The following is a 23,220-nucleotide window of genomic DNA, read 5'->3' on the forward strand; positions in this document are numbered from 1 at the left end:
TATTTTGTATTATTGTAAAAAAATAAAGGAGTAAAAAATGAAAATAAAGTTTTTAAGTTTAATCGCAAGTGTGGCTTTAGTTTCAAATTTAGCTTTAGCTGATGAAAATTCTGGTTTATTTTTAGGAGTAGATGCTGGATGGTTTCATACTAAAGTAAATTCTGATCTTGATCATACTAATAAAAATACAAAATACAATGGTGATTTAGAAGGTGATATACCTGTTTTTGGCTTAAGAGCAGGTTATCGTTTTAGTGAAAATCATAGAATTTATGGTGCTTATAGTTATTCTAGTGAATTTAGTGATGTAATCAATACACCAAAATTAAAAATAGATGGAGAATTTACTACTCATAAAATTTTATTTGGTTATGATTTTACTCCAAAAATTTTTGAAAAAACAAGAGCTGTTTTAGGTGTATATGGTGGTTATGCAAGAACGGATATTACTTTAAAAACAAGTTTCTTATCTTTATCTCAAGACTTTGATGGTTATACTTATGGAGCAAAAATCGGTGCTTTATATGAGTTAAATCAAGCAAATGAAATTGAGTTTGGTTTTAAAGCTGAACAAAGTCATTATAATACAAGAAATTTTTATAAAAGTACTGTTGGCTCAAACTTTTATGATCCTAAACAAACAAATTATGGTTTATATCTAGGATATACTTATAAATTCTAAGGAGAATATATGCCAAAAGATGCAAATGGAACTGAACTGAATGCAGGTGATAGTGTAAGTGTTGTGAAAGATTTAAAGGTTAAAGGTGCAAGTACTACTTTAAAGCGTGGCACGACTATAAAAAATATTAAACTTACAAACAAAGACACCGAAATTGAAGCTAAAGTAGATAAATTTGGTGTGATTGTTTTAAAAACTGAATTTCTTAAAAAAATATAGTAAAAATTCCCAATCAATCTTGGGAATTTTCTTCTTGATAAACACAATGTTTAAAAATAAATTGATGTTCCTCAGGTAAGTTCTCAAATAAAGCATTTGCGAGTTGTCTTATCTCCCAAAGGGCTGATTTTGAGCTTCTTAGAGTGATAAAATTTTGCAAACTTCTTGCATTAATCGTTAAAGTTAATTCTGTTTTATAGCTTTCTGGTAAGCAGTATTTTGCTATGTCTAAACTAATACTATTTTGCAAAATCAAACGCAGATTTTCTAAAGCTTTGATACTTGCATTATCTACTACTTCATTTCCGGTTAATACCAAGTATCTTTTAGCATTTTCAAAGTCATTTTCTTTAAATTCACTTTCATTTCTTAGTTCTTTTAAGGTATATCTTGTACTTTTTACACTAGGACTAGTGTGGCGGTGTCTTGCAACTTCTTGTAAGCATGCTCTTGAAATACCTTGTATATAAAAAGTATAGTTTAAATGCTCTAAGGTTGAAGCATGTTTAAATTTATTTCCCACTCGATCGATTAATTCTTTATCTTTTTCGCCACCACAATCGCCTTTGTCAAAACTTTGCCAACATGTTCTTGTTGCATGAGAGCATACAGAAAGTGGAGTATGGTTTAATAATGTGATTTTCATCAAAAAATTCCTTCAAAAATAATTGAATTTTACACAAATGTTTATAAAAATAAAATTTTTTATTCGTTATAATTTCAAAAAAAGAAATTAAGGTTATTTTATGAAATTAAAACAAACTAAGTATATTTTTGTAACCGGTGGTGTTTTAAGCTCATTAGGAAAAGGTATAGCAGCAGCTTCTATAGCTACGATTTTAAAAAATTCAGGTTTAAAAGTAAGTATTTTAAAAGCAGATCCTTATATCAATGTAGATCCTGGCACTATGAGTCCTTTAGAACATGGGGAAGTTTTTGTTACAGATGATGGAGCTGAGACAGATTTAGACTTAGGACATTATGAGAGATTTTTAAACGAGAGCTTATCTCAGGATAATAACTTCACAACAGGTAGAGTTTATCAAAGTGTTATAGAAAAAGAAAGAAGAGGAGATTACTTAGGAAAAACCATACAAGTAATCCCTCATATAGTTGATGAGATAAAAGATCGCATTAAAAAAGCTGGAGTTGATAAAGATATTTTAATCGTTGAAATAGGTGGCACAGTAGGAGATATAGAAGGCTTACCATTTTTAGAAGCTATTAGAGCTTTAAAGCTTGAAGTGGGTAAATATAACGCTATTAATATTCACTTAACTTTAGTGCCATTTATCAAAGCAGCAGGAGAACTTAAAACAAAACCAACTCAACATAGTGTGGGAGAATTACGCCGTATAGGTATAAGCCCTGATATGATCATTTGTAGAAGTGAAAAATCTTTAGATAGAGAGTTAAAAGACAAAATCGCAATTTCATGTGGAGTTGAAAAAAATTGTGTTATAGAAAGTGTGGACGCAGCTAGTATTTATCAAATTCCACTAAATTTCTTAAAACAAGATATTTTAAACTCTATTGCAAGTTTATTAGATCTTCAAAATTTAAAGCCAAATATGAATGAATGGGATTCTTTAGTAAAAAGGGTCATCGCTCCAAGTAATGAACTTAGTATTGCTTTTGTAGGAAAATATGTAGATTTAAAAGAAAGCTATAAAAGCTTAACAGAGGCCATTATCCATGCAGGTGCAGCACTTGATGCGAGAGTAAATTTAAAATGGATTGATAGTGAAAAATTAGAAAATGCAAATGTCGAAGAAAGCTTTAAAGATGTAAATGGGATTTTAGTAGCAGGTGGTTTTGGCTACCGTGGAGTAGAAGGAAAAATCAAAGCCATACAATATGCAAGAGAAAATAAAATTCCATTTTTAGGAATTTGTTTGGGTATGCAGCTTTCTTTAGTGGAATTTGCACGCAATGTTTTAAAACTAGAAGATGCAAATTCTCATGAATTCAATCCAAATTGTAAAAATCCTATCATCTTTTTGATTGATGAATTTATTGACGCAAGTGGAGAAAAGCAAATTAGAACAAGTAAAACTCCACTTGGTGGAACTATGCGTCTTGGAGCTTATGAGTGTCATATCAAGCCAAATACACTTTTAAGTAAGGTTTATGATAATCAAAAAAGCGTAAAAGAACGCCACCGCCACCGCTATGAAGCTAATCCAAAATATAAAGAAATGTTTGAAAAAAATGGGCTTATTATAAGCGGGGAAAATGAAGGTTTAGTTGAGGCTGTAGAGCTTAAAGATCATCCATTTTTCTTAGCAGTGCAGTTTCACCCTGAATTTACTTCACGCTTAGTTAGGGTTAATCCGGCTATTTTTTCTTTTATCAAGGCATCTTTAACAAATCATGCTAAATAAAGCCAAAATAAAAGAAATTTTACACCAGCGTTTTATCAATGATACACATGTAAAGCTTTGTGATTTACCTATGCCATCTTGTTTAAAAGATGTCTATAAGGGTGCTTTACGTATTAAAGAAGCGATTGAAAAAAATCAAAAGCTTGCTATTGTTGGAGATTATGATGTAGATGGGGTGATTTCTTGTGTGATTTTATCTGAATTTTTTGATGATATCGGATATGACTATGTGGTAAAAATTCCAAATCGTTTTAAAGATGGATATGGTCTAAATGAAGAAATCATCAATGAACTTAATGGGGTAGATTTAATCATCACTGTAGATAATGGTATAGCAGCTTTTGATGCAGCAGAGCTTTGTTTGCAAAAAGGAATTGATTTAATTATTACCGATCATCATATGCCTCCAGCTACTTTACCAAAAGCTTATGCGATCATTAATCCTAAACAACAAGATTGTGAATTTCCTGATATTGAAATTTGTGGTGCTCAAGTGGCTTGGTATTTAGTTGCTGCTATAAAAGAAGTATGTAAGATTAATTATAATATGTGTAAATTTATAGAGCTTTTATCTATCGCAATTATCGCAGATATGATGGAGCTTAGAGATTTAAATAGAGCCTTAGTTAGAAAAGGCATAGAGTGTATTAATGATTCAAAACGAGTTGCATTTAAAGCTATCAAACAGTATTTTGGTAAGGATAAATTTGAACTTGATAATATTAGTTTTTTAATTGCACCTTTGATTAATAGTGCAGGTAGAATGGATGATGCGATTATTTCTTATAAATTTTTGCATTCTAAAAATATTAATGAGGTTATGGGTTATTTAGAACAAATCATTACTTATAATAATAGCCGTAAAGATGAAGAGCGCGAGCTTTTTAAACAATGTTTAGAACAAGTTGATGAAAATGATCCTGTGATTATTGTCAATGGCCAAAATTGGCATGAGGGTGTTTTGGGTATAGTTGCAAGTCGTTTAGCAAAGCATTTTAACAAGCCTGCCTTTGTTTTTTCAGAATGTGAGCAAAAGGCTAAAGCTAGCGTTAGAAGCGTGGGTAGGATAGATATTTTAAATGTTATAGAACAAGCTAAAGAATTTGTTTTAAGCTATGGTGGACATAAAGGTGCAGCTGGAGTTTTAGTCGAGCTTGAAAAATTTGGTATTTTTAAAAATAAGCTTTATGAAATTTGTCAAAATATCCCTAAAGATGATTTTTACAATACTGATGAGGTTTTAGGTAGTATTGATCCAAATGAAGTTGATTTTGAACTTTTAGAGATATTGGAATTTTTTGAACCTTTTGGGCATAAAAACCCAAGACCATATTTTAAATTTGATAAGCTTTTTGTAAAAAACAAAAAAAGACTTGGTAAAGATGAAAATCATATAAAACTTATTTTAACACAAGGAAATAAGACTTTAGAAGCTTTATTTTTTAACTTTGATTATGAGCCAGAAATTGGTGAAAATATTGATTTTATAGCTAGTATTTCTAAAAATAATTTTAGAGGATTAATCACCCCTCAACTTACTATAAAAGAAATTCTTAGATAATTTATTAACTTATTTGCATAATTTTTATTTATAAATTTGCTATAGCATAAGTACTATAAAGGAGTAAAATGTTAAAAAGGATTTTATTATTAGCAATATTTTTTAATTTTACTTTTGCTTTTGATACAAAAATTTTTATAGGTGATACTTATATACCTGAAAATTTTTATAAATATGATAAAGATTTTAAAATCGCGGCTAGAAAGTATAACATACCCATGGCATTACTTAAAGCCATAGCTTTGACAGAGAATGCAGCTTATGAACATAATATCATTGGTAGAAATAAAAATCAAACAAGAGATTATGGTTTAATGCAAATTAATAGCATTCATTTAAAGCGTTATGGTGTTAGCGAAAAAGAGATTGTAAAAGTTAGTGCAAATATAGACATAGCAGCAAGATTACTTTATGAAATTATACAACGATACGGGTTTAATTGGAATGCTATTGGAAGATATCATTCAGCAAATGATAAATATAAAAATATTTGGCTTGATAAAGTAATGAAAAATTTAGTTGCTATAGTTTTAAAAGATAGTAAAGATCTTTTTGTAATGGAAAAATTTAGAGCTTTTAAATTAGTTTCGCTTTTGATAAATGTTGATAAAGAACAATATAGAATTTTATTAGCAAGCAATAATTAAAACAAGAATTATAAATTTTCTTGTTTTAAAGCCTCTGCTTGATAATAAGCGATTAATGGCTCGATGATTTCATCAAAAAGTCCACCTTCTAAAATCGCATCAAGTCTATATAAAGTAAGATTTATTCTATGATCACTAATTCTATTTTGAGGGAAATTATAAGTGCGTATGCGTTCGCTTCTATCACCACTTCCAACTTGTGATTTTCTTGCCTCGCTTTCTTTAGCTAAGCGTTCTTGTTCTTGCATTTCAAAAAGTCTTGCCTTTAAGACTTTCATGGCACTTTCTTTGTTTTTATGTTGGCTTTTGCCATCTTGATTTACTACAACTATACCTGTTGGAATGTGAGTGATTCTTACAGCACTATCTGTGGTATTTACGCTTTGACCACCATGACCGCTACTACGCATTACATCGATTTTTAAATCATTTGGATTGATTTGAATTTCAACATCATCAACTTCAGGCATAATAGCCACTGTAATAGCTGAAGTATGAACTCTACCTTGAGATTCTGTTTCAGGTACTCTTTGAACTCTATGTGTGCCACCTTCGTATTTTAGCCTTGAATAAGCTCCATTTCCTTTGATAAGAATGATGATTTCTTTAAATCCACCTACGCTACCTTCACTTGAACTTACAATTTCATATTTGTAATCACGATTTTCAGCATAGCGTATATAAGCTTTTACTAAATCCCCAACAAATAAAGAAGCTTCATCACCACCTGTGCCTGCACGAATTTCTAAAAAGATATTCTTATCATCGTTTGGATCTTTAGGTAATAAGAGAATTTTTAATTTTTCTTCAAGTTGTGGCTTTAAAACTTCGAGATTTTTAAGTTCTTCTTTTGCAAGTTCACCTAGTTCAGGATCAGATAAAAGAAGTTTATTTTCTTCTATATCATCTAAGGTTTTGAGATATTCTTTTGCTTTTTCTACTATGGGTTCTAAATTTTTTTGCTCTTTAGATAGAGCTGTCATTTTAGAAATATCATTAGAGATATTAACATCACTAAGAAGAGTATTTAACTCATCAAAGCGTGCTAAAAAAGGTTTGAGTTTATCAGCTAACATTAATTATGCTAATTTGTTTACCAATAATGCTAATCTGCTAACACGGCGTGATGCAGTTTGTTTTTTCAAAAATCCGCGACTTACCATAGCGTGAATGCTTTTATTAGCTACTTTTAATGCATTTTGTGCAGCTTCTTTATCGTTATTTGCCGCTGCTTCACGAACCGCTTTTGTAATGTTTTTTAATCTTGTTCTATAAAATCTATTTCTTTCAGTTCTTTTGATAGTTTGTCTTGCTCTTTTTTCAGCAGATTTATGGTTTGCCATAATTTTCCTTTTTTATATAAATTAAATTGCTAATTATACAAAATTAAAATTAAATTTTAATTAATTTAAGTATTTTTAAAGTATTAATTTTAATACCTAATATCATTTATTTTTAAAAAATCGCGCAGTTTTTCATACTCACCATTTTCCAAATAACGATATTTGCCAGCTTTTAACATACCAAGATCTAATGCTCCAAATGCCACTCTTTTAAGATCCATCACTTCTAAATCAAAATGTCCAAAAAAGCGTCTTAGCTCCCTATTTTTACCTTCATTAATGATTACTTTTAGTTTCGTATAGCCTCCGCTTGAGCCAAAAATTTCAAAGCCTAAAAATGGAGCAAAACTCATTGAGGTTATTTTAGTTTTGGCGTGAGCCCCTTTTTTTTCATTTTGAATTTCTAAGCCATTTTGCATAGCTTCGATGACATTTTTATCTATATTACCTTTTACTTTTAAGTAATATTCTCTTTCTAAATCACTATGCATAAGTGCATCTGCTATTACAGGTGAATCAGTTAGTAAAAGTAATCCCTCACTTGCAAAGTCAAGCCTTCCTACGCTAAGCCAAGTGCTAAACTGTTTTGGTAAAGTATGATAGATGGTTTTTCTACCTCTATCATCTTTTTTGCTAACTATTTCGCCTTTTTGCTTGTGATAAATGATGACTGAAAATTGTGTTTTTTTATGGAGTTTTTTACCATTGATAAAAACTTTATCTTCAGTATTTACACTATCATTTAGCAAGGCTGTTTTTTTATTGATTTTTACTAAGCCTTGCTTGATTAGCTCATCAGCCTCACGGCGAGAATATTTGCTATTGTGTGAGATGAATTTATTAATTCTCATAATTTTACTTTACATCACAAAAATAGTTGGTACTATGGTTGGATATTTTTTGATTTTTCTAAAAATATGCTTTCTTAGTACTTGTCTAATTTGAGCTTCTAAAACTTTTGGATTATCTAAAATTTCATCTTTTACATTTGGGAAAAATTGACTTAAAACATCACTCATTTCTTTTGAGAATGCTCCATCTTGTTTATCAGCTACCAAGCCATAACTAAATACTCTTGGTTTATTAATTAGTGTTTTACTTGCTTTATCAAGCTGGGCGATGATGACAACTATACCGCTATCTGCTAGTTTTTGTCTATCAATTACCACATCATCTGCGATTTGTTTGTTGATTTGATTATCCACAAAGACTTTTCCTGTTTTAACTGTTTTTACACGTTTGATGTATTTTTGACAAAGCTCTACTTGATCCCCATCACTCATTAAGTAGATGTTTCTTTCAGGTATACCACATTTTAGAGCAGTTTCTTTGTGTTTATTGATATGATTATACTCTCCATGCACTGGTAAGAAAAATTTAGGTTTTACTAAAGTTAGCATGAGTTTTTGTTCTTCTATACTAGCATGTCCGCTTACATGAATTTCACTAAATTCTTGATAAGCTACTTTAGCTCCTGCTTTTAAAAGAAAATCAAGTACAGCAGAAACATTTGCTTCATTACCTGGTATTGCTTTAGCTGAAATGATAACTTGATCGCTAGGTTTGATTTTGATAAATTTATGCTCATCAGTTGCCATTCTATATAAAGCACTCATGGTCTCGCCTTGACTTCCTGTAGTGACAATTAGTACTTCGTTGTCTTTGTATTTGCTTACTTCATCAGCGTCAATGAAAATTTTCCTATCAAGTTTGATATAGCCAAGTTCCATAGTAGTATAGAGATTTCTTTCCATAGAACGCCCTATAACACACACTTTTCTGCCGTATTTTAAACCATAACTAATAGCTTGATATACGCGGTGGATATTAGAGCTAAAGGTGCTCATGATTACCCTGCCTTTAGTTTTGGCAAAAATTTGATCAAAAGTAGGTCCTACGGAGCTTTCACTTTTTGTATAACCTTCTTTATATGAGTTTGTACTATCACTTAAAAGACAAAGTACGCCTTCTTCGCCATATTGAGCTAAACGACTTAAATCTGTTGGATAGCCATCAATTGGTGTTTGATCTATTTTAAAATCGCCAGTGTGTATGATGGTTCCTGCTTTAGTTTTAATAGCCAAAGCACAAGCATCGATGATAGAGTGGGTTATGTGAATCCATTCTAAATTAAATTCACCTATTTCATAAATTTGTCTTTTTGTTATAGGTCTAAACCATTTACGCTCAGCCTTTAAACCATGCTCTTCAAATTTATTTGAAATCATACCTAGTGCTAAAGGTGTTGCGTAGATAGGAAATTGAAATTCTTTGAAAAAATATGGCACAGCACCGATGTGATCTTCATGAGCATGAGTGATGATGATAGCGCGAATTTTGTTTTTAATCTTTCTTACATAGTCAAAATCAGGTATGATAATATCTACTCCATGCATGGTTCCATCTGGAAAACTCATACCTATATCAACGATAATTGCATCGTTGTTGGTTTCAAAAACAGTGATATTTCCACCGATTTCCCCAAGCCCACCCAAAGGTGTAATACGAATTTTATGTTCGCTTGAGTTGTTGTGTTTTAAAGGGTGAAGTCTTAGCTCGTGCATGATTTTATTAGCTTCTATACTTTTGGCAAGTTCTATTTGCCATTCTTCATTACCACTTAATTTAGATGGTAAATTTCTATTCTTTTTCTTTTTCTTTTTTTCTTCGCTAGCTTCAGTTTGAGCATTTTCTACTTTTGTTTCATTTTTAATTTCGCTATTTTGCTCTTGATTTTGTGAATCTTTTTTTCTTTTGTTTCTAAATTTATTAAATCTTTTAGTTTTATTTTGTTCTTGAGTTTTGTTTTCTTCGCTCATAGTCATCCTTTAAATAGTCATAAATTTTAAGGTATGAATCAACGCTAATTTCATGAGCTCTTGAGGTAGAAGAGATGTCTAGTGCTTCAAATGCTTTTAGAATTTTTTCTTTTTTATTTTTAAAATTAGATAAGAGTTGTTTTCTAGGATTTTGAAAACAAGCTCTAAGAAATTCTTTAAAAGCTTCTATATTTTCACATTTTTGCTGATAATGAGTAGTTTTTATTAACTTCATTACAGCTGAAGTAACTTTTGGTGGAGGATTAAAGCTTTGTGGTTGTATATCAAAAAGCATTTGTCTTTGGCATATTAATGCACAAAGCACCCCTAAGGCCGAAAAATTACTTTCTTTTTCATTTGCACAAAATTTCTGTGCCACTTCTTTTTGCACCATTACTATAAGCCCAAGGCAATTTTGATCTTCTAGGGCTTTTAAAATCAAATTTGTAGCAATATAATATGGTAAATTTGCTACTAAAAAGTACTCTTTATCACTTAAACTTCCTTGATCAAAAGCATCACTTGCATTTTGATGAATAAGCTCAAAATTTCCACCTTCAATCTCATTTTGAAATTTTTTATTTAAAATAGGAATCAAATCTTTATCAATCTCATAAGCTCTAATATGAGCTTGTGGAATTTTCAAAAGTTCTTGCGTTAAATCACCTAAGCCAGGCCCAATCTCAACTATATTTTTAGTATCTTTGGGTATGGCTTGGATGATTTTATCTACCACGCTTTTATCACATAAAAAATTTTGCCCAAAATGTTTTTTTGCTTTTATCATAAATTTATTTTATCTAAAAAATATTAATTATAGCATTATTTTAAGCGCTAATTAGATAAAATTTGAATTATTTTTTATAAAGGTTAATTTTTGAAAAATCTTATAGTGTGTGCAGGAGGAAATGAGGATTTTAAATTTGCACAAAGTATAGGTGTAGGCTTAGTTAATTCTGCTTTTTCTCTAGGTAAAATTTTAAGTCAAGTAAAAGTAGATAGAGTGATTTTTATAGGTACATGTGGAATTTACCAAGAAGGAAAAATTTTAGACATTTATGAAAGTTCTAATGCTGCAAATTTAGAATACGCAGATTTATTTGATAGTTTTTATACACCTATAGCAAATGAGATTAGATTAAATGTTTCACATGAAACTATGATTAATTCTTCAAATTATATTTGCAAAGATGAAAATATTGCTCAAGAATTTTTTAAAAAAGGCGTACATATAGAAAATATGGAGGCATACGCTGTGCTTTCTTGTGCAAAAATGCAAGGAATAGAAGGAATTTGTTATTTATGTGCTACAAATTTTTGTAATGAATTTGCACATGAAGATTTTTTAAAAAATCATCAAGAAGCAAAAGAATTATTAAAAGATTTTTTGTTAGATAAGAAACTTATATAGGAAAAAAATTGAGTGAATTAAAAAATATATTAGATTTTACTAAAGAAGAATTAGAAAATTTAGTCCAGCCAAAATTTAGAGCAAAGCAAATTTTTGAATGGGTATATAAAAAATATGCAGATGATTTTTTACAAATGTCATCTTTACCAAAAGACTTTAGGGTGTTTTTGCAAGAAAATTTTCATTTTTCACCTTTAAAATGTGTGAAAGATGAAAAAAGCAAGGATGGGAGTATTAAATATCTTTTTGAGCTTTTAGATGGTAAAAAAATAGAAGCTGTTTTGCTACCTATGAAAGAAGAGCTTGTAGATGAAAATGGAAAAATCATCAAACATGCAAGATATACTATTTGTGTTTCCTCTCAAGTGGGGTGTAAAAGTGGGTGCAGTTTTTGTCTGACTGCTAAAGGCGGTTTGAAAAGAAATTTGACTGCAGGAGAAATAGTAGGACAAATTTTATGGATCAAAAAACATAATCATATTCCTTATGAAAGAAGGGTTAATATAGTCTATATGGGTATGGGAGAGCCTTTGGATAATCTTAAAAATGTTTCTAAGGCAGTTAAAATTTTAGCTGATAATGATGCTTTAGCGATAAGCCCTAGAAGACAAACTATAAGCACAAGTGGTTTAGCAAAGCAAATTAAAGAGCTTGGAGAAATGAATTTAGGTGTGCTTTTGGCTATTTCACTCCATGCTGTAAATGATGAACTTAGAAGTGAATTAATGCCCATTAATAAAGCTTATAATATAGCAAGCATTATGGAAGCGGTGAGAAATTTTCCTATAGATCAGCGTAAAAGAGTGATGTTTGAATACCTTTTAATTGATGGGATAAATGATAAAATAGAACATGCAAAAGAACTAGTCAAGCTCTTAAATGGTATAAAAGCCAAAGTAAATTTAATACTTTTTAATCCACACGAAGGAAGTTTATATAAAAGACCAAGTGTTGAAAATGCGGTTAAAATTCAAGATTATTTAAGCGCAAAAGGTGTTACTTGTACGATAAGGGAAAGTAAAGGACTTGATATTTCAGCTGCATGCGGACAGCTTAAAGAAAGGCAGAGTAAACAATGACTTTTTTAGATATAGTCCAACTTATTTTTATAAGCATAGTAGTGATCATAGGACTTGGTGGGATTATTTATGTATTAAAAAATGAAGGGAAAAATAATGATAGATAAAAAACAATTGTTAGAAAATCAATTATTTCAAAATAGATATATAAAGCCAAATATTTCTTGGTATTTTTCTCATTTAAATGGTAAAAGAGGAATTGCTAGAATTTTTAAAGTTCCTTATGCTGCTTTGATGAAAAAATTTTATTTGAAAAAATACTTCGAAAAGAGGGTTTTAGAAGGTAAGGTGGATATTCCTTATTTAGAATTAGTTTTAACTACAAGATGTACTTTGCGTTGTGAATCATGTAACAATTTAATGCAGTATTTTTCACCATCAAATCAATATACCTGTACTTTAGAGGGTATTATAGAATCATTAGATCTACTTTTATCTAAAGTAGATTCTATCGCAAGGGTTAGAATTATAGGTGGAGAGCCTTTGTTGTTTAAAGATTTACCACAATTGATTGATTATTTAGATACTCAAAAGAAAATACTAACTTTTTCTTTAGTTACTAATGCAACCATTGATTTTAAAGATGAATTGATGAAAAAGTTAAAAAAATCTAATAAGGTTAGAAAAATTACGATTTCAGATTACAAAAGATCACCAAATTTAAAAATTCCACTAAAGCAAGAAAACATTTTAAGAAAATTAAAAGAAAATAAAATTCCATTTTCTATGGACTCTAGTGGTGAAAATTCTACTTGGAGTGACCCTGAAAAAATTTATAAACGTAGTAGAAGTAAAGAAGATATAATCAAAAATTATCGTAATTGTCAAATGCCATGTGTAAGTTTGATGACATCTGAGGGCTTAGAAAATAAACAATTAGCACCTAAAGGAGCTGTTTTTGTTTGTCCTATATCAAGTTCTTTATCACGTTTAAAAGGACTTGAAGAATTTAATGGCGATTTTTTAAATTTAGAGGATTCTAAAGAAAGATTTTTTGAATTTTATTCTCAAGATTTTTATAAATCTTGTGATTATTGTAGAGATTATGGTAAACCAGCTAAGCAAATTGCAGTTGCAATCCAAACTGATAAGGTTTTAAAATTAGAAAAAGATTAAGGTAGATTTTTCAAAAATTCACCTTTTATATCTTTTTGAGATTGTATCAAAAATTTTTGATTTTTATATGTAAATTCTAAGCTAAAAGAGTGTAAAAGCAGTCTTTTAGCGCCTGTAATTTGAGCTCTTTTTATATCACTCATTTTTCCATCTAATATTTGCTCTATTTGTGTTTTTTCTAAACCATATAAAGGTTCACCTAAAATTTTATGTTTCACATGAAACAAATGTAATCTTATTTGATGTTGTCTGCCTGTTAGAGGTTTAGCTAAAACTAAACTAGCATCTAAATTTTCAAAATATTCTAAAGTATAAAATTGTGTTAAAGCTTCTTTGCCATTTTCACAAATATGCATCCTAGTTTTTACTGTATCATAGTCTTTAGCTAAATCCATGCTTTTATCTACTATAAATTCTTTTTCAGTTTTTCCTTTTACTAGAGCAAGATAACTTTTTTGCACTAATCTTTTTTCAAACATAGTTTTTAACTCAATTTGTGCATTTTTATGTTTTGCTATGAGTAAAAGTCCGCTTGTTTCTTTATCTAGTCTATGAGCCACGCAAGCTTTTTCACCCCATAAATGCCAAATTTCATCACAAAGACTATAAGCACAATTGCGCCCATTAGGATGAGTTAGCACTCCACTTGGTTTTTCTACGATGGCAAAATCTTCATTTTCAAAAACTATTTCTAATCCTTTGGGGTTGTTTTCATATACGATTAATTCTACTAAACCATTTAAAAATTTATTTTTTTCTTCTACCAAATTTCCATCACAAAATAATCTTTTTTTATCAATGAGTTTTTGTGCTTCACGCATAGAAATTTTTAACTCTTCCATAAGTAGTCTAAATGCCTTTTTTCCATTATTTGCTAGTTTCTTTTTTATATATGCCATTTAATAACTTTCTTAGGTAATTTATAATAAAATTCAAGCTATTTTTTCATAAAAAATTATATAAAAAAAGGTCTTGAAAATGGTTGAAAGATATAGTAGAGAAATCATGGCTAAAAAATGGGACATGCAAGCAAAATATGATGCATGGCTAAAAGTAGAATTAGCTGCTGTGAAAGCATGGAATAAACTTGGTCTTATTAAAGACGATGATTGTGAAAAAATTATAAAAAATGCAAAATTTGATATAGCAAGAATAGATGAAATAGAAAAAACTACCAAACATGATGTTATCGCTTTTTTAACTAGTGTAAGTGAAAGCTTAGGCGAGGAAAGTCGTTTTGTACATTATGCAATGACAAGTTCAGATTGTATTGATACCGCAGTTGCTTTGCAGATTAAAGATAGTTTAGAACTAATCTTGCAAGATTTAGATCAAGTTTTAGCAGCGATTAAAACAAGAGCATATGAGCATAAAAATACCTTAATGGTAGGAAGGAGTCATGGAATTCATGGAGAGCCTATAACTTTTGGTTTAGTTTTGGCTATTTGGTATGATTCGCTAGTTCATGCAAAAGATTTAATTATTCATGCAAAAGAAGTGATTAGCTATGGAAAAATCAGTGGTGCTATGGGAAATTTTGCTCATGCTCCACTTGAATTTGAAGAAGAAGTTTGTAAAAATTTAGATCTTAAACCAGCACCAGTTTCAAACCAAGTTATACAAAGAGATCGTTACGCACAAGTTATCTCGGCTTTAGCTATTTTAGCTTCAAGTTGTGAGCAAATTGCTGTTGCTATCCGCCATTTTCAAAGAACAGAAGTATATGAAGCTGAAGAATATTTTTCTCAAGGACAAAAAGGAAGTTCAGCTATGCCTCATAAAAGAAATCCTGTTTTGAGTGAAAATATTACCGGTCTTTGCAGGATGATAAGAGCTTATGTAACACCTGCTTTAGAAAATGTAGCATTATGGCATGAAAGAGATATATCACATTCTAGTGTAGAAAGATTTGTATTACCTGATGCTTTTATCACGACTGATTTTATGCTTTCAAGATTATGCGGTGTGGTAGAAAAGCTTTTGGTATATCCAGAAAATATGATGAAAAATTTAAATTTAACTGGAGGGCTTGTATTTTCTCAAAGAGTATTGCTTGAACTTCCATTTAAAGGTATAAGCAGAGAAGAAGCTTACAAGATTGTTCAAAGAAATGCTATGAAAGTTTGGGCTGATTTACAAAATGGTAAGCCTGCTTTAAATGAAAAAGGTGAGAGTTTGTTTTTATTAGCTTTATTAGCTGATGAGGATTTGAAAAATTCTTTAAGTGAAGCAGATATTAGAAATTGCTTTGATTATAACTACTATACTAAAAATGTAGATAAAATTTTTGAAAGAACTTTTAAATAATAAACTAGGGGTTGTGAGTGAAAGTATTAAAAAGAAATGGAAGAACTGAAGAGTTAGATGTTTCTAAGATTAAAAAATATACTACCGACGCGGTGGCAAATTTAGAAAATGTAAGTCAAAGTGAGCTTGAAGTAGATGCAAAAATTCAATTTCGTGATGGTATAACAACAGAAGAAATCCAACAAACTCTTATAAAAACAGCAGTAGATAAAATAGATATTGATAGACCTAATTGGACCTTTGTTGCTGCAAGATTGTTTTTGTATGATTTATATAAAAAAGTAAGTGGTTATAATGGGTATAAGCATTTAAGAGAATACCTTGAAAAAGGCGAAAAAGAAGGTAGGATTTTAATCGGCCTAAAAGAAAAATATGATTTAGATGATCTTAATGCTTATATCAAGCCAGAGCGTGATTTGCAATTTACTTATCTTGGTATAAAAACTTTGTATGATAGGTATTTGATTAAAGATTCTAAAGGTATGCCTATAGAATTACCACAACAAATGTTTATGGCTATTGCGATGTTTTTAGCACAAAATGAATTAGATTCTCAAACTTGGGCTAAAAAATTTTATGATTTGATCTCAACTTTTGAAGTAATGCTTGCAACTCCAACCCTTTCAAATGCAAGAACTACAAGACACCAATTAAGCTCATGTTATATAGGAAGCACACCTGATAATATAGAAGGGATTTTTGATTCCTATCAAGAAATGGCACTCTTATCTAAATTTGGCGGTGGTATAGGCTGGGATTGGTCTAAGGTGCGTGCTATGGGTGGAAGTATAGATGGGCATAAAAACGCAGCAGGCGGGATCATACCATTTTTAAAAATCACTAATGACATAGCCGTTGCTGTTGATCAACTTGGTACTAGAAAAGGGGCGATTGCTGTATATATTGAACCTTGGCATATGGATATTAATGACTTTTTAGATTTGCGTAAAAATTCTGGCGAAGAAAGAAGAAGAGCGCATGAACTTTTCCCTGCTTTGTGGATTAATGATTTATTTATGAAAAGAGTAAGGACAAATGGTAAATGGACGCTTTTTGATCCTGCTGATACTGCAAGTTTATGCGATTTATATGGTGAAGAATTTGAGAAAAAATACGAAGAATTTGAAAAAGATGAAAGCATAGCTAAAGAAATTATAGATGCAAAAGAGCTTTGGAAAAAAATACTTTTATCTTATTTTGAAACAGGTATGCCATTTTTATGTTTTAAAGATAGTGCAAATAAGACAAATCCAAATTCCCACGCAGGAATTATAAGAAGTTCAAATTTATGTACAGAAATTTTTCAAAATACAGATCCAAATTATTATCAAATCAAAATCGTATTTGATGATAAAACAGAGCTTCATTTAGATGAGGATGAAGAGCTTGCAATAGATGGAGGGTATAAAAAACTTGCTAAGAAAGTTTCTACTTTAGATAGTATCAATGGTAAAAAAGTTTATATAGTAGAAAAATATAAAAACGAAGGAAAAACAGCAGTTTGCAATCTAGCAAGTATAAACTTAAGTAAAATCAACACTAAAGAAGATATCCAAAGAATAGTACCAACAGCGATAAGAATGCTTGATAATGTGATTGATTTGAATTTTTATCCCCATGTAAAGGTTAAAAATACCAACTTAAAATCACGCGCTATAGGACTTGGTGTAATGGGTGAAGCGCAAATGTTGGCTGAAGCTCAAATTTATTGGGGCTCTAATGAGCATTTTGAAAAAATTGATCGTATTATGGAGATGATTAGCTATGAGGTGATTTTAGCTAGCTCAAATTTAGCTTTAGAAAAAGGAAACTATCCTGACTTTGAAGGATCAAATTGGAGTAAAGGTATAGTACCAATTGATGTGGCAAATGAAAATGCTAAAAAACTTACCGCAAGTGAAGGTTTGTTTGATCAAAGCGAGTGTGATTGGGAAAAATTAAGAGAAAAACTAAAAAGAGATGGCATAAGAAATGGTTATTTAATGGCTATAGCGCCAACTTCTTCTATCTCGATTTTAGTGGGTACTACTCAAACAATTGAGCCTGTGTATAAAAGAAAATGGTTTGAGCAAAACTTAAGTGGTATGATACCAACTGTGGTGCCAAATTTAAGCGCTAATACTTGGCAGTATTATACTCCTGCTTATGAGCTTGATCAAAAAATCTTAGTAAAAGCAGCAGCGATTCGTGGTAAATGGATTGATCAAGGTCAATCATTAAATATCTTTGTTTCTTTAGATAAAGCAAGCGGTGGATATTTAAATGAAATTTATCAACTTGCTTGGGAATTAGGTGTTAAATCAACTTACTATCTAAGAAGCGAAAGTCCTGATAGTCAAAAAGTAAATGATGATGTGGTTGATAGAACTATAGAATGTGAAGGTTGTCAATAAAAATGGAGAAACAAAATGCATGTAAAAAACTCACTACCGGAGCTTACGCTTAGGGGTATAATACTAGGAAGTATTTTAACGATTATTTTTACTGCCTCAAATGTATATTTGGGGCTTAAAGTTGGTCTTACTTTTTCTACTTCTATTCCTGCTGTTGTAATTGCAATGGCTGTTTTAAAAATCTTTAAAGATTCTAATATTTTAGAAAATAATATGGTTCAAACTCAAGTTTCAGCTGCAGGTACGCTCTCGGCTGTGATTTTTGTTATACCAGGTCTTTTTATATGTGGGTATTGGTTTGAATTTCCACTTTGGCTTACCTTTATGCTCTGTCTTTGCGGAGGTGGATTAGGCGTGCTTTTTACTATACCTTTGCGTAGAGCTATGGTAGTAGAGAGTAAATTGGCTTATCCTGAAGGAAGGGCTGCTGCTGAAATTTTAAAAGTGGCCAATAAAGATCAAGCTGATAAAAAAGGAAAGGTGGGCTTAAAAGAAATCACACTTGGTGTAGTATTAGCTTCTATTGTAAGCCTTTTTTCAAGCGGCTTTAAACTACTTTCAAGTGGAAGTAGTTTTGCATTTATTTGGCAAAAAATGACTTTTGGATTTTCTATGGGCTATTCAGTGGCACTTTTGGGTGCTGGATACTTAGTAGGTATAGCCGGAGGTGTTGCATTGCTTGTGGGTATGGTGCTTGCTTGGATGGTTTTTGTGCCATATTTTTCTGCTAAAGAAAGTTTTGATGTAAGCTTAAGTGCGCTTGATATAGCTAATCAAATTTGGGCTCAAAAAGTACGCTTAATAGGTACAGGAGCTATTGCCATAGCAGCATTATGGACTTTAATAGAACTTGCAAAGCCTGTATATGATGGTATGAAAAATATGCTTAAAAAAACCTCATTAAACCTCTCACAAGATCCTAAAGATATGGATTTATCTTTAAAAGCTATGCTAGGTTTATTTGTGCTTATGTGTATAGGCTTATTTATTTCATTTTATGCTTTTGTGGCTGATTCAAATTTAGCAAGTGGCTATCAAATTCTTTTTGCTTTAGTAGGAACTTTAGTAGCTATTTTTATAGGCTTTTTTGTAGCTTCTGCTTGTGGATATATGGCAGGTTTGGTGGGTTCATCATCTTCTCCTATTTCGGGTATAGGACTAATTGGGATTATGATTTCTTCTTTGATTATTTTACTTTTGGGTTATCAAGTAGATTTATTTAGCGATCCTTTAATGTCTAAATTTGCTATTGCTTTTGCTATATTTACTACTAGTGTTATTTTGGCAACTGCTGCTATTTCTAATGATAATTTACAAGATTTAAAAACCGGCTATTTAGTGGGTGCAACTCCTTGGAAACAACAAGTTTCTTTGATTATAGGCTGTGTGTTTGGAGCTTTGGCTATAGCTCCTGTGTTAAATTTGTTATACCAAGCTTATGGTTTTGTGGGTGCAATGCCAAGAGAAGGAATGGATGAGGCAAATGCACTTGCTGCACCACAAGCAAATTTAATGAGCACTATAGCTCAAGGTATTTTTAACGCTAACATTGATTGGAGTTATATTATAGCAGGAGCTTTTGTGGGTGTTGGTATAATCATTGTCGATCGTTTATTAAGAAAGAAAAATATGTCTTTACCACCTTTAGCTGTGGGTATAGGTATATATTTACCACCTGCTGTTAATATGCCTTTGTTTATAGGTGGATTATTGGCATATTTAATTAAAAAGCGTTTGGATCAAAGATATGCTAAAAATGCTCATAAAAAAGAACTTATTCAAGAGCATGAGCAAAAAGGAACCTTATTTGCCTCCGGTTTGATAGTGGGTGAGAGTATATTTGGAGTATTAATAGCTGGCTTAACTGTGCTTTCTATTAGTAGAGGTGGAGCTGAAGATCCGCTTGCTATTGCAACTTCATTTAAAGATGATGGGATTATAGGTTTTGTAGTATTTATAGCGATTATGCTAATTTTTGCAAGAAGAGTGCTTAAAAAATGAATTTAGATTATTATTATGCTTTGATTTTAGGAATCATTGAGGGTCTGACAGAATTTTTACCTGTTTCATCTACTGGGCATATGATCTTGGGTGCTGAAATTTTGGGTTTAAATATAGATGATTTTTGGAGAAGTTTTTTTATCATCATTCAGCTTGGTTCTATACTAGCGGTGATTTTTATTTTTAAAGAAAAACTAACTCAAAAACTTGATATTTGGTTAAAACTTGCTGTGGGCTTTTTGCCTGCAGGTGGGGTGGGTTTTATAGCATATAAGTTTTTAAAAGAAATATTTAATGGCTATACCGTGGCTACTATGTTAATCATTGGTGGGATTGTTTTTATCATCATAGAACTTAAACATAGAAAAAAAGACTATACAATCCACTCTTTAGATGAGGTAAGTTATAAACAAGCTTTTTTGATAGGTTTAACTCAAGCTCTTGCTATTATACCAGGTACTTCAAGAAGTGGAGCAAGTATCATAGGTGGGTTATTGCTCGGACTTGATCGCAAAGTTGCTTCTGAATTTTCATTTTTGCTTGCAATTCCTACTATGATTATAGCAACAGCTTATAGCATTTATAAAGAACCACAAGTTCTAAGCAATATGAATAATTTCATTCCTTTAGCCATAGGTTTTATAACAGCTTTTGTAGTGGCTTTTATAGTAATTAAAATATTTTTAAAATTAATTAGCAAAATAAACTTCATACCTTTTGGAATTTATAGGATAATTTTAGGTTTTGTATTTTTATACCTTTTTATGAGTGGTACTTTAGATATATCAAGAACAGGTGTTTGAAATATAAAAATATCCTTTATTTAAAAAAAGTTTAAGTTTTTCATAGCTAAAATTAGTCTTATATTTTAATTTAAGCTCACAAGGTTAGTGAGTGTTAAGGGTAGAAATGACAAAAGATATAATTGCATATGCAAATAATGAAACTTTGGTAGATACTCAAAGTTTTAACAATGATACAAATTTAACTCCGATTTATTTTGATAACTCTAAAGAAAGTTTAGAAGTTATCCGCCACTCTTGTGCGCATTTAATGGCTCAAGCGATTAAAAGTTTATATCCAGAGGCTAAATTTTTCGTAGGACCTGTGATAGAAGATGGGTTTTATTATGATTTTAGAGTTGATAGTAAGATTTCAGAAGAAGACTTAAGCAAAATCGAAAAGAAAATGAAAGAACTAGCTGAAGCAAAGCTAGACATCACAAAATATGAACTCTCAAAGACTGAGGTTAAAGAAAAATTTGCTAATGATGATTTAAAACAAGAAGTTTTACTAAGAATTCCTGATGGAAAAGTAAGTATTTATAAGCAAGGCGAATTTGAAGATTTATGCCGTGGACCTCATGTACCAAACACTAGATATTTAAGATTTTTCAAGCTTACTCGTGTAGCGGGAGCGTATTTGGGTGGTGATGAAAAAAGAGAAATGCTCACAAGAATTTATGGTACTGCCTTTGCAGATAAAGAAAGTTTAAATGAATACTTAAAAATCATTGAAGAAGCTAAAAAAAGAGATCATAGAAAACTTGGTAATGAAATGAAACTTTTTGCCTTTGATGATGAAATAGGCGGTGGGCTTCCTATATGGCTTAGCAATGGTGCAAAATTAAGAAGCAAATTAGAGCATTTGCTATATAAAGCACATAGATTAAGAGGCTATGAGCCTGTGCGTGGGCCTGAACTTTTAAAAGCTGATGCGTGGAAAATTAGTGGGCATTATGCAAACTATAAAGAAAATATGTATTTTACGCAAATTGATGAGCAAGAATATGGCATTAAGCCGATGAATTGTGTAGGACATATTAAAATTTATCAAAGTGATGTTAGAAGTTATCGCGATTTACCTTTGAAATTTTTTGAATACGGCGTGGTGCACCGCCATGAAAAAAGTGGAGTTTTACACGGGCTTTTTAGGGTAAGAGAATTCACTCAAGATGATGCGCATATTTTTTGTATGCCAAGTCAGATAAAAGAACAAGTTTTAGAAATTTTAAGCTTTGTCGATACTTTGATGAAAGCTTTTGAGTTTGATTATGAAATGGAAATTTCAACACGCCCAGCAAAAGCAATAGGCGATGATGAAATTTGGGATATAGCTACAAAGGCTTTAAAAGAAGCTTTAGACGAGCAAGGTTTAAAATATGGTATTGATGAGGGTGGTGGAGCTTTCTATGGTCCAAAAATCGATATTAAAATCACTGATGCGCTAAAAAGAAAATGGCAGTGTGGAACTATACAAGTAGATTTTAACTTACCAAGCCGTTTTAAACTCGAATACACAGACGCAGATAATGAGAAAAAACAACCTGTAATGCTTCACCGTGCTATTTTGGGTTCTTTTGAAAGATTTATAGGAATTTTAGTAGAGCATTGTGCGGGTGAGTTGCCATTTTTCATAGCACCAACTCAAGTAGCTATAGTGCCTATTTCGCAAAATCATCATGAGTATGCAAAAGAAATAGCAAGAAAACTTTTAGAACTTGGCATTGATAGTGAAGTGTATAATAAAAATGAAAGCTTAAATAAAAAAATCCGCACAGCCGAAAAAGCACATGTGCCTATGATACTTGTTTTAGGCGATGAAGAAGTAGCAAACAAAAGTGTGGCTTTAAGAGATAGAAGAGCAAAAGAACAAAAAACAATGACTTTAGATGAATTTATAACCCTAACAAAGGAGAAATTAAGTGAGGTACGCTTTTGAGTAAAGAAAAAGAAGTATTGCTAAATGAAGAAATTCAAGCAGATGAGATCAGATGTATAGGTGATGATGGCAAGGTTTATGGCATTATTAGTAGTGATGAAGCACTAGATATAGCAAATAGACTAGGGCTTGATTTGGTGATGATAGCCCCTGAAGCCAAACCACCTGTATGTAAGATAATGGATTATGGAAAATTCCGTTATCAACAAGAAAAGAAACAAAAAGAAGCAAAGAAAAAACAAAAAGTTATTGATATAAAAGAAATCAAACTTTCTGTGAAAATCGCTCAAAATGACATTAATTATAAAGTCAAACATGCAAGCGAGTTTTTAGAGCAAGGCAAGCATGTGAAATTTAGAGTGTTTTTAAAAGGTCGTGAGATGGGCTCTCCTGAAGCAGGGGTAGCTTTGCTTGAAAAAATTTGGCAAATGGTTGAAGATATAGCAGATAGAGACAAAGAGCCTTTACTCGAAGGACGCTATGTAAATATGCTAGTAACTCCTAAAAAGAAAAAATAATCACAAGCCTTTTTAAGGC

22 protein-coding genes are annotated in these 23,220 nt (G+C 31.1%); 15 read left to right on the forward strand and 7 right to left on the reverse strand.

What is annotated here, in order from left to right; genetic code table 11:
• Positions 1 to 37: 37 nt before the first annotated feature.
• On the forward strand, positions 38 to 682 hold the full coding sequence (locus L8U37_RS01530; RefSeq protein WP_263728422.1) for a porin family protein: 645 nt from the start codon (positions 38 to 40) through the stop codon (positions 680 to 682).
• Positions 683 to 691: 9 nt separating this feature from the next.
• Positions 692 to 901 (forward strand): alkylphosphonate utilization protein, encoded by a 210-nt coding sequence (locus tag L8U37_RS01535; protein ID WP_039617052.1) that lies wholly within the window; start codon positions 692 to 694, stop codon positions 899 to 901.
• A 13-nt stretch (positions 902 to 914) separates the two neighbouring features.
• Here the strand turns inward: L8U37_RS01535 and thyX are convergent, their stop codons facing one another.
• On the reverse strand, positions 915 to 1,547 hold the full coding sequence (gene thyX, locus L8U37_RS01540; protein WP_039617054.1) for an FAD-dependent thymidylate synthase: 633 nt from the start codon (positions 1,545 to 1,547) through the stop codon (positions 915 to 917).
• A gap of 100 nt (positions 1,548 to 1,647) precedes the next feature.
• Between thyX and L8U37_RS01545 the strand changes: the two genes are divergently transcribed.
• From L8U37_RS01545 to L8U37_RS01555, 3 genes are all read left to right on the forward strand, one after another.
• Positions 1,648 to 3,285 carry a CTP synthase gene (locus L8U37_RS01545; protein WP_263728423.1) on the forward strand — a complete coding sequence of 546 codons (1,638 nt, stop codon included), beginning with the start codon at positions 1,648 to 1,650 and terminating at the stop codon, positions 3,283 to 3,285.
• Complete coding sequence (gene recJ / locus L8U37_RS01550; RefSeq protein WP_263659219.1) at positions 3,275 to 4,846, forward strand: single-stranded-DNA-specific exonuclease RecJ; 1,572 nt, start codon at positions 3,275 to 3,277, stop codon at positions 4,844 to 4,846. The genes L8U37_RS01545 and recJ overlap by 11 nt, the downstream gene beginning before the upstream one ends.
• 68 nt (positions 4,847 to 4,914) lie before the next feature.
• Positions 4,915 to 5,493: a lytic transglycosylase domain-containing protein gene (locus tag L8U37_RS01555; protein WP_220566962.1), complete on the forward strand. Its 579-nt coding sequence runs from the start codon at positions 4,915 to 4,917 to the stop codon at positions 5,491 to 5,493.
• Positions 5,494 to 5,501: 8 nt separating this feature from the next.
• Here L8U37_RS01555 and prfA read toward each other — a convergent pair whose 3' ends face one another.
• From prfA to rsmA, 5 genes are all read right to left on the reverse strand, one after another.
• Positions 5,502 to 6,569 carry a peptide chain release factor 1 gene (gene prfA, locus L8U37_RS01560; RefSeq protein WP_263666489.1) on the reverse strand — a complete coding sequence of 356 codons (1,068 nt, stop codon included), beginning with the start codon at positions 6,567 to 6,569 and terminating at the stop codon, positions 5,502 to 5,504.
• A 3-nt stretch (positions 6,570 to 6,572) separates the two neighbouring features.
• Positions 6,573 to 6,836: a 30S ribosomal protein S20 gene (gene rpsT, locus L8U37_RS01565; protein ID WP_039617063.1), complete on the reverse strand. Its 264-nt coding sequence runs from the start codon at positions 6,834 to 6,836 to the stop codon at positions 6,573 to 6,575.
• Positions 6,837 to 6,925: 89 nt separating this feature from the next.
• A complete protein-coding gene (locus tag L8U37_RS01570) occupies positions 6,926 to 7,687 on the reverse strand; it encodes a pseudouridine synthase (protein ID WP_263728424.1) in 762 nt (253 codons plus the stop codon).
• Positions 7,688 to 7,696: 9 nt separating this feature from the next.
• Complete coding sequence (locus tag L8U37_RS01575; RefSeq protein WP_263728425.1) at positions 7,697 to 9,655, reverse strand: ribonuclease J; 1,959 nt, start codon at positions 9,653 to 9,655, stop codon at positions 7,697 to 7,699.
• Positions 9,621 to 10,442, reverse strand: a complete 822-nt coding sequence (gene rsmA / locus L8U37_RS01580; RefSeq protein ID WP_012660773.1) for a 16S rRNA (adenine(1518)-N(6)/adenine(1519)-N(6))-dimethyltransferase RsmA — start codon at positions 10,440 to 10,442, stop codon at positions 9,621 to 9,623. Before rsmA ends, L8U37_RS01575 begins: the two co-directional genes overlap by 35 nt.
• Before the next feature lie 90 nt (positions 10,443 to 10,532).
• On the opposite strand from rsmA, the gene L8U37_RS01585 reads away from it, so the two are divergent.
• Genes L8U37_RS01585 through L8U37_RS01600 form a run of 4 tightly spaced genes read left to right on the forward strand, consistent with a single transcriptional unit; the run spans position 10,533 to position 13,261 of the window.
• Positions 10,533 to 11,066: a purine-nucleoside phosphorylase gene (locus L8U37_RS01585; RefSeq protein WP_133319097.1), complete on the forward strand. Its 534-nt coding sequence runs from the start codon at positions 10,533 to 10,535 to the stop codon at positions 11,064 to 11,066.
• An 8-nt stretch (positions 11,067 to 11,074) separates the two neighbouring features.
• Positions 11,075 to 12,145, forward strand: a complete 1,071-nt coding sequence (gene rlmN, locus L8U37_RS01590) for a 23S rRNA (adenine(2503)-C(2))-methyltransferase RlmN (RefSeq protein WP_263728427.1) — start codon at positions 11,075 to 11,077, stop codon at positions 12,143 to 12,145.
• Positions 12,142 to 12,252 carry a hypothetical protein gene (locus L8U37_RS01595; protein ID WP_263659213.1) on the forward strand — a complete coding sequence of 37 codons (111 nt, stop codon included), beginning with the start codon at positions 12,142 to 12,144 and terminating at the stop codon, positions 12,250 to 12,252. The genes rlmN and L8U37_RS01595 overlap by 4 nt, the downstream gene beginning before the upstream one ends.
• Complete coding sequence (locus L8U37_RS01600; protein ID WP_263728428.1) at positions 12,242 to 13,261, forward strand: radical SAM protein; 1,020 nt, start codon at positions 12,242 to 12,244, stop codon at positions 13,259 to 13,261. Before L8U37_RS01595 ends, L8U37_RS01600 begins: the two co-directional genes overlap by 11 nt.
• On the opposite strand, the gene L8U37_RS01605 is transcribed toward L8U37_RS01600, so the two are convergent.
• Positions 13,258 to 14,160 (reverse strand): RluA family pseudouridine synthase, encoded by a 903-nt coding sequence (locus L8U37_RS01605; RefSeq protein WP_263728429.1) that lies wholly within the window; start codon positions 14,158 to 14,160, stop codon positions 13,258 to 13,260. The genes L8U37_RS01600 and L8U37_RS01605 overlap by 4 nt on opposite strands.
• 79 nt (positions 14,161 to 14,239) lie before the next feature.
• Between L8U37_RS01605 and purB the strand changes: the two genes are divergently transcribed.
• The 6 genes from purB to infC all read left to right on the forward strand — a co-directional run bounded on the left by purB (position 14,240) and on the right by infC (position 23,201).
• Positions 14,240 to 15,568, forward strand: coding sequence for an adenylosuccinate lyase (gene purB / locus L8U37_RS01610; protein ID WP_263659208.1), 1,329 nt, complete (start codon positions 14,240 to 14,242; stop codon positions 15,566 to 15,568).
• Between the two features lie 17 nt (positions 15,569 to 15,585).
• Complete coding sequence (locus L8U37_RS01615) at positions 15,586 to 17,961, forward strand: ribonucleoside-diphosphate reductase subunit alpha (RefSeq protein ID WP_263728430.1); 2,376 nt, start codon at positions 15,586 to 15,588, stop codon at positions 17,959 to 17,961.
• A 15-nt stretch (positions 17,962 to 17,976) separates the two neighbouring features.
• Complete coding sequence (locus tag L8U37_RS01620; protein WP_263728431.1) at positions 17,977 to 19,962, forward strand: OPT family oligopeptide transporter; 1,986 nt, start codon at positions 17,977 to 17,979, stop codon at positions 19,960 to 19,962.
• Complete coding sequence (locus L8U37_RS01625) at positions 19,959 to 20,765, forward strand: undecaprenyl-diphosphate phosphatase (RefSeq protein WP_263659205.1); 807 nt, start codon at positions 19,959 to 19,961, stop codon at positions 20,763 to 20,765. Before L8U37_RS01620 ends, L8U37_RS01625 begins: the two co-directional genes overlap by 4 nt.
• Before the next feature lie 106 nt (positions 20,766 to 20,871).
• Entirely contained in the window at positions 20,872 to 22,683 is a 1,812-nt protein-coding gene (gene thrS, locus L8U37_RS01630) for a threonine--tRNA ligase (protein WP_214126685.1), read from the forward strand.
• Positions 22,680 to 23,201 carry a translation initiation factor IF-3 gene (infC, locus tag L8U37_RS01635; protein ID WP_039617082.1) on the forward strand — a complete coding sequence of 174 codons (522 nt, stop codon included), beginning with the start codon at positions 22,680 to 22,682 and terminating at the stop codon, positions 23,199 to 23,201. Before thrS ends, infC begins: the two co-directional genes overlap by 4 nt.
• Positions 23,202 to 23,220 lie beyond the last annotated feature (19 nt).

The sequence above is a fragment of the Campylobacter sp. RKI_CA19_01122 genome, from assembly GCF_025771325.1.
Taxonomy (GTDB): Bacteria; Campylobacterota; Campylobacteria; order Campylobacterales; family Campylobacteraceae; genus Campylobacter_D; species Campylobacter_D lari_D.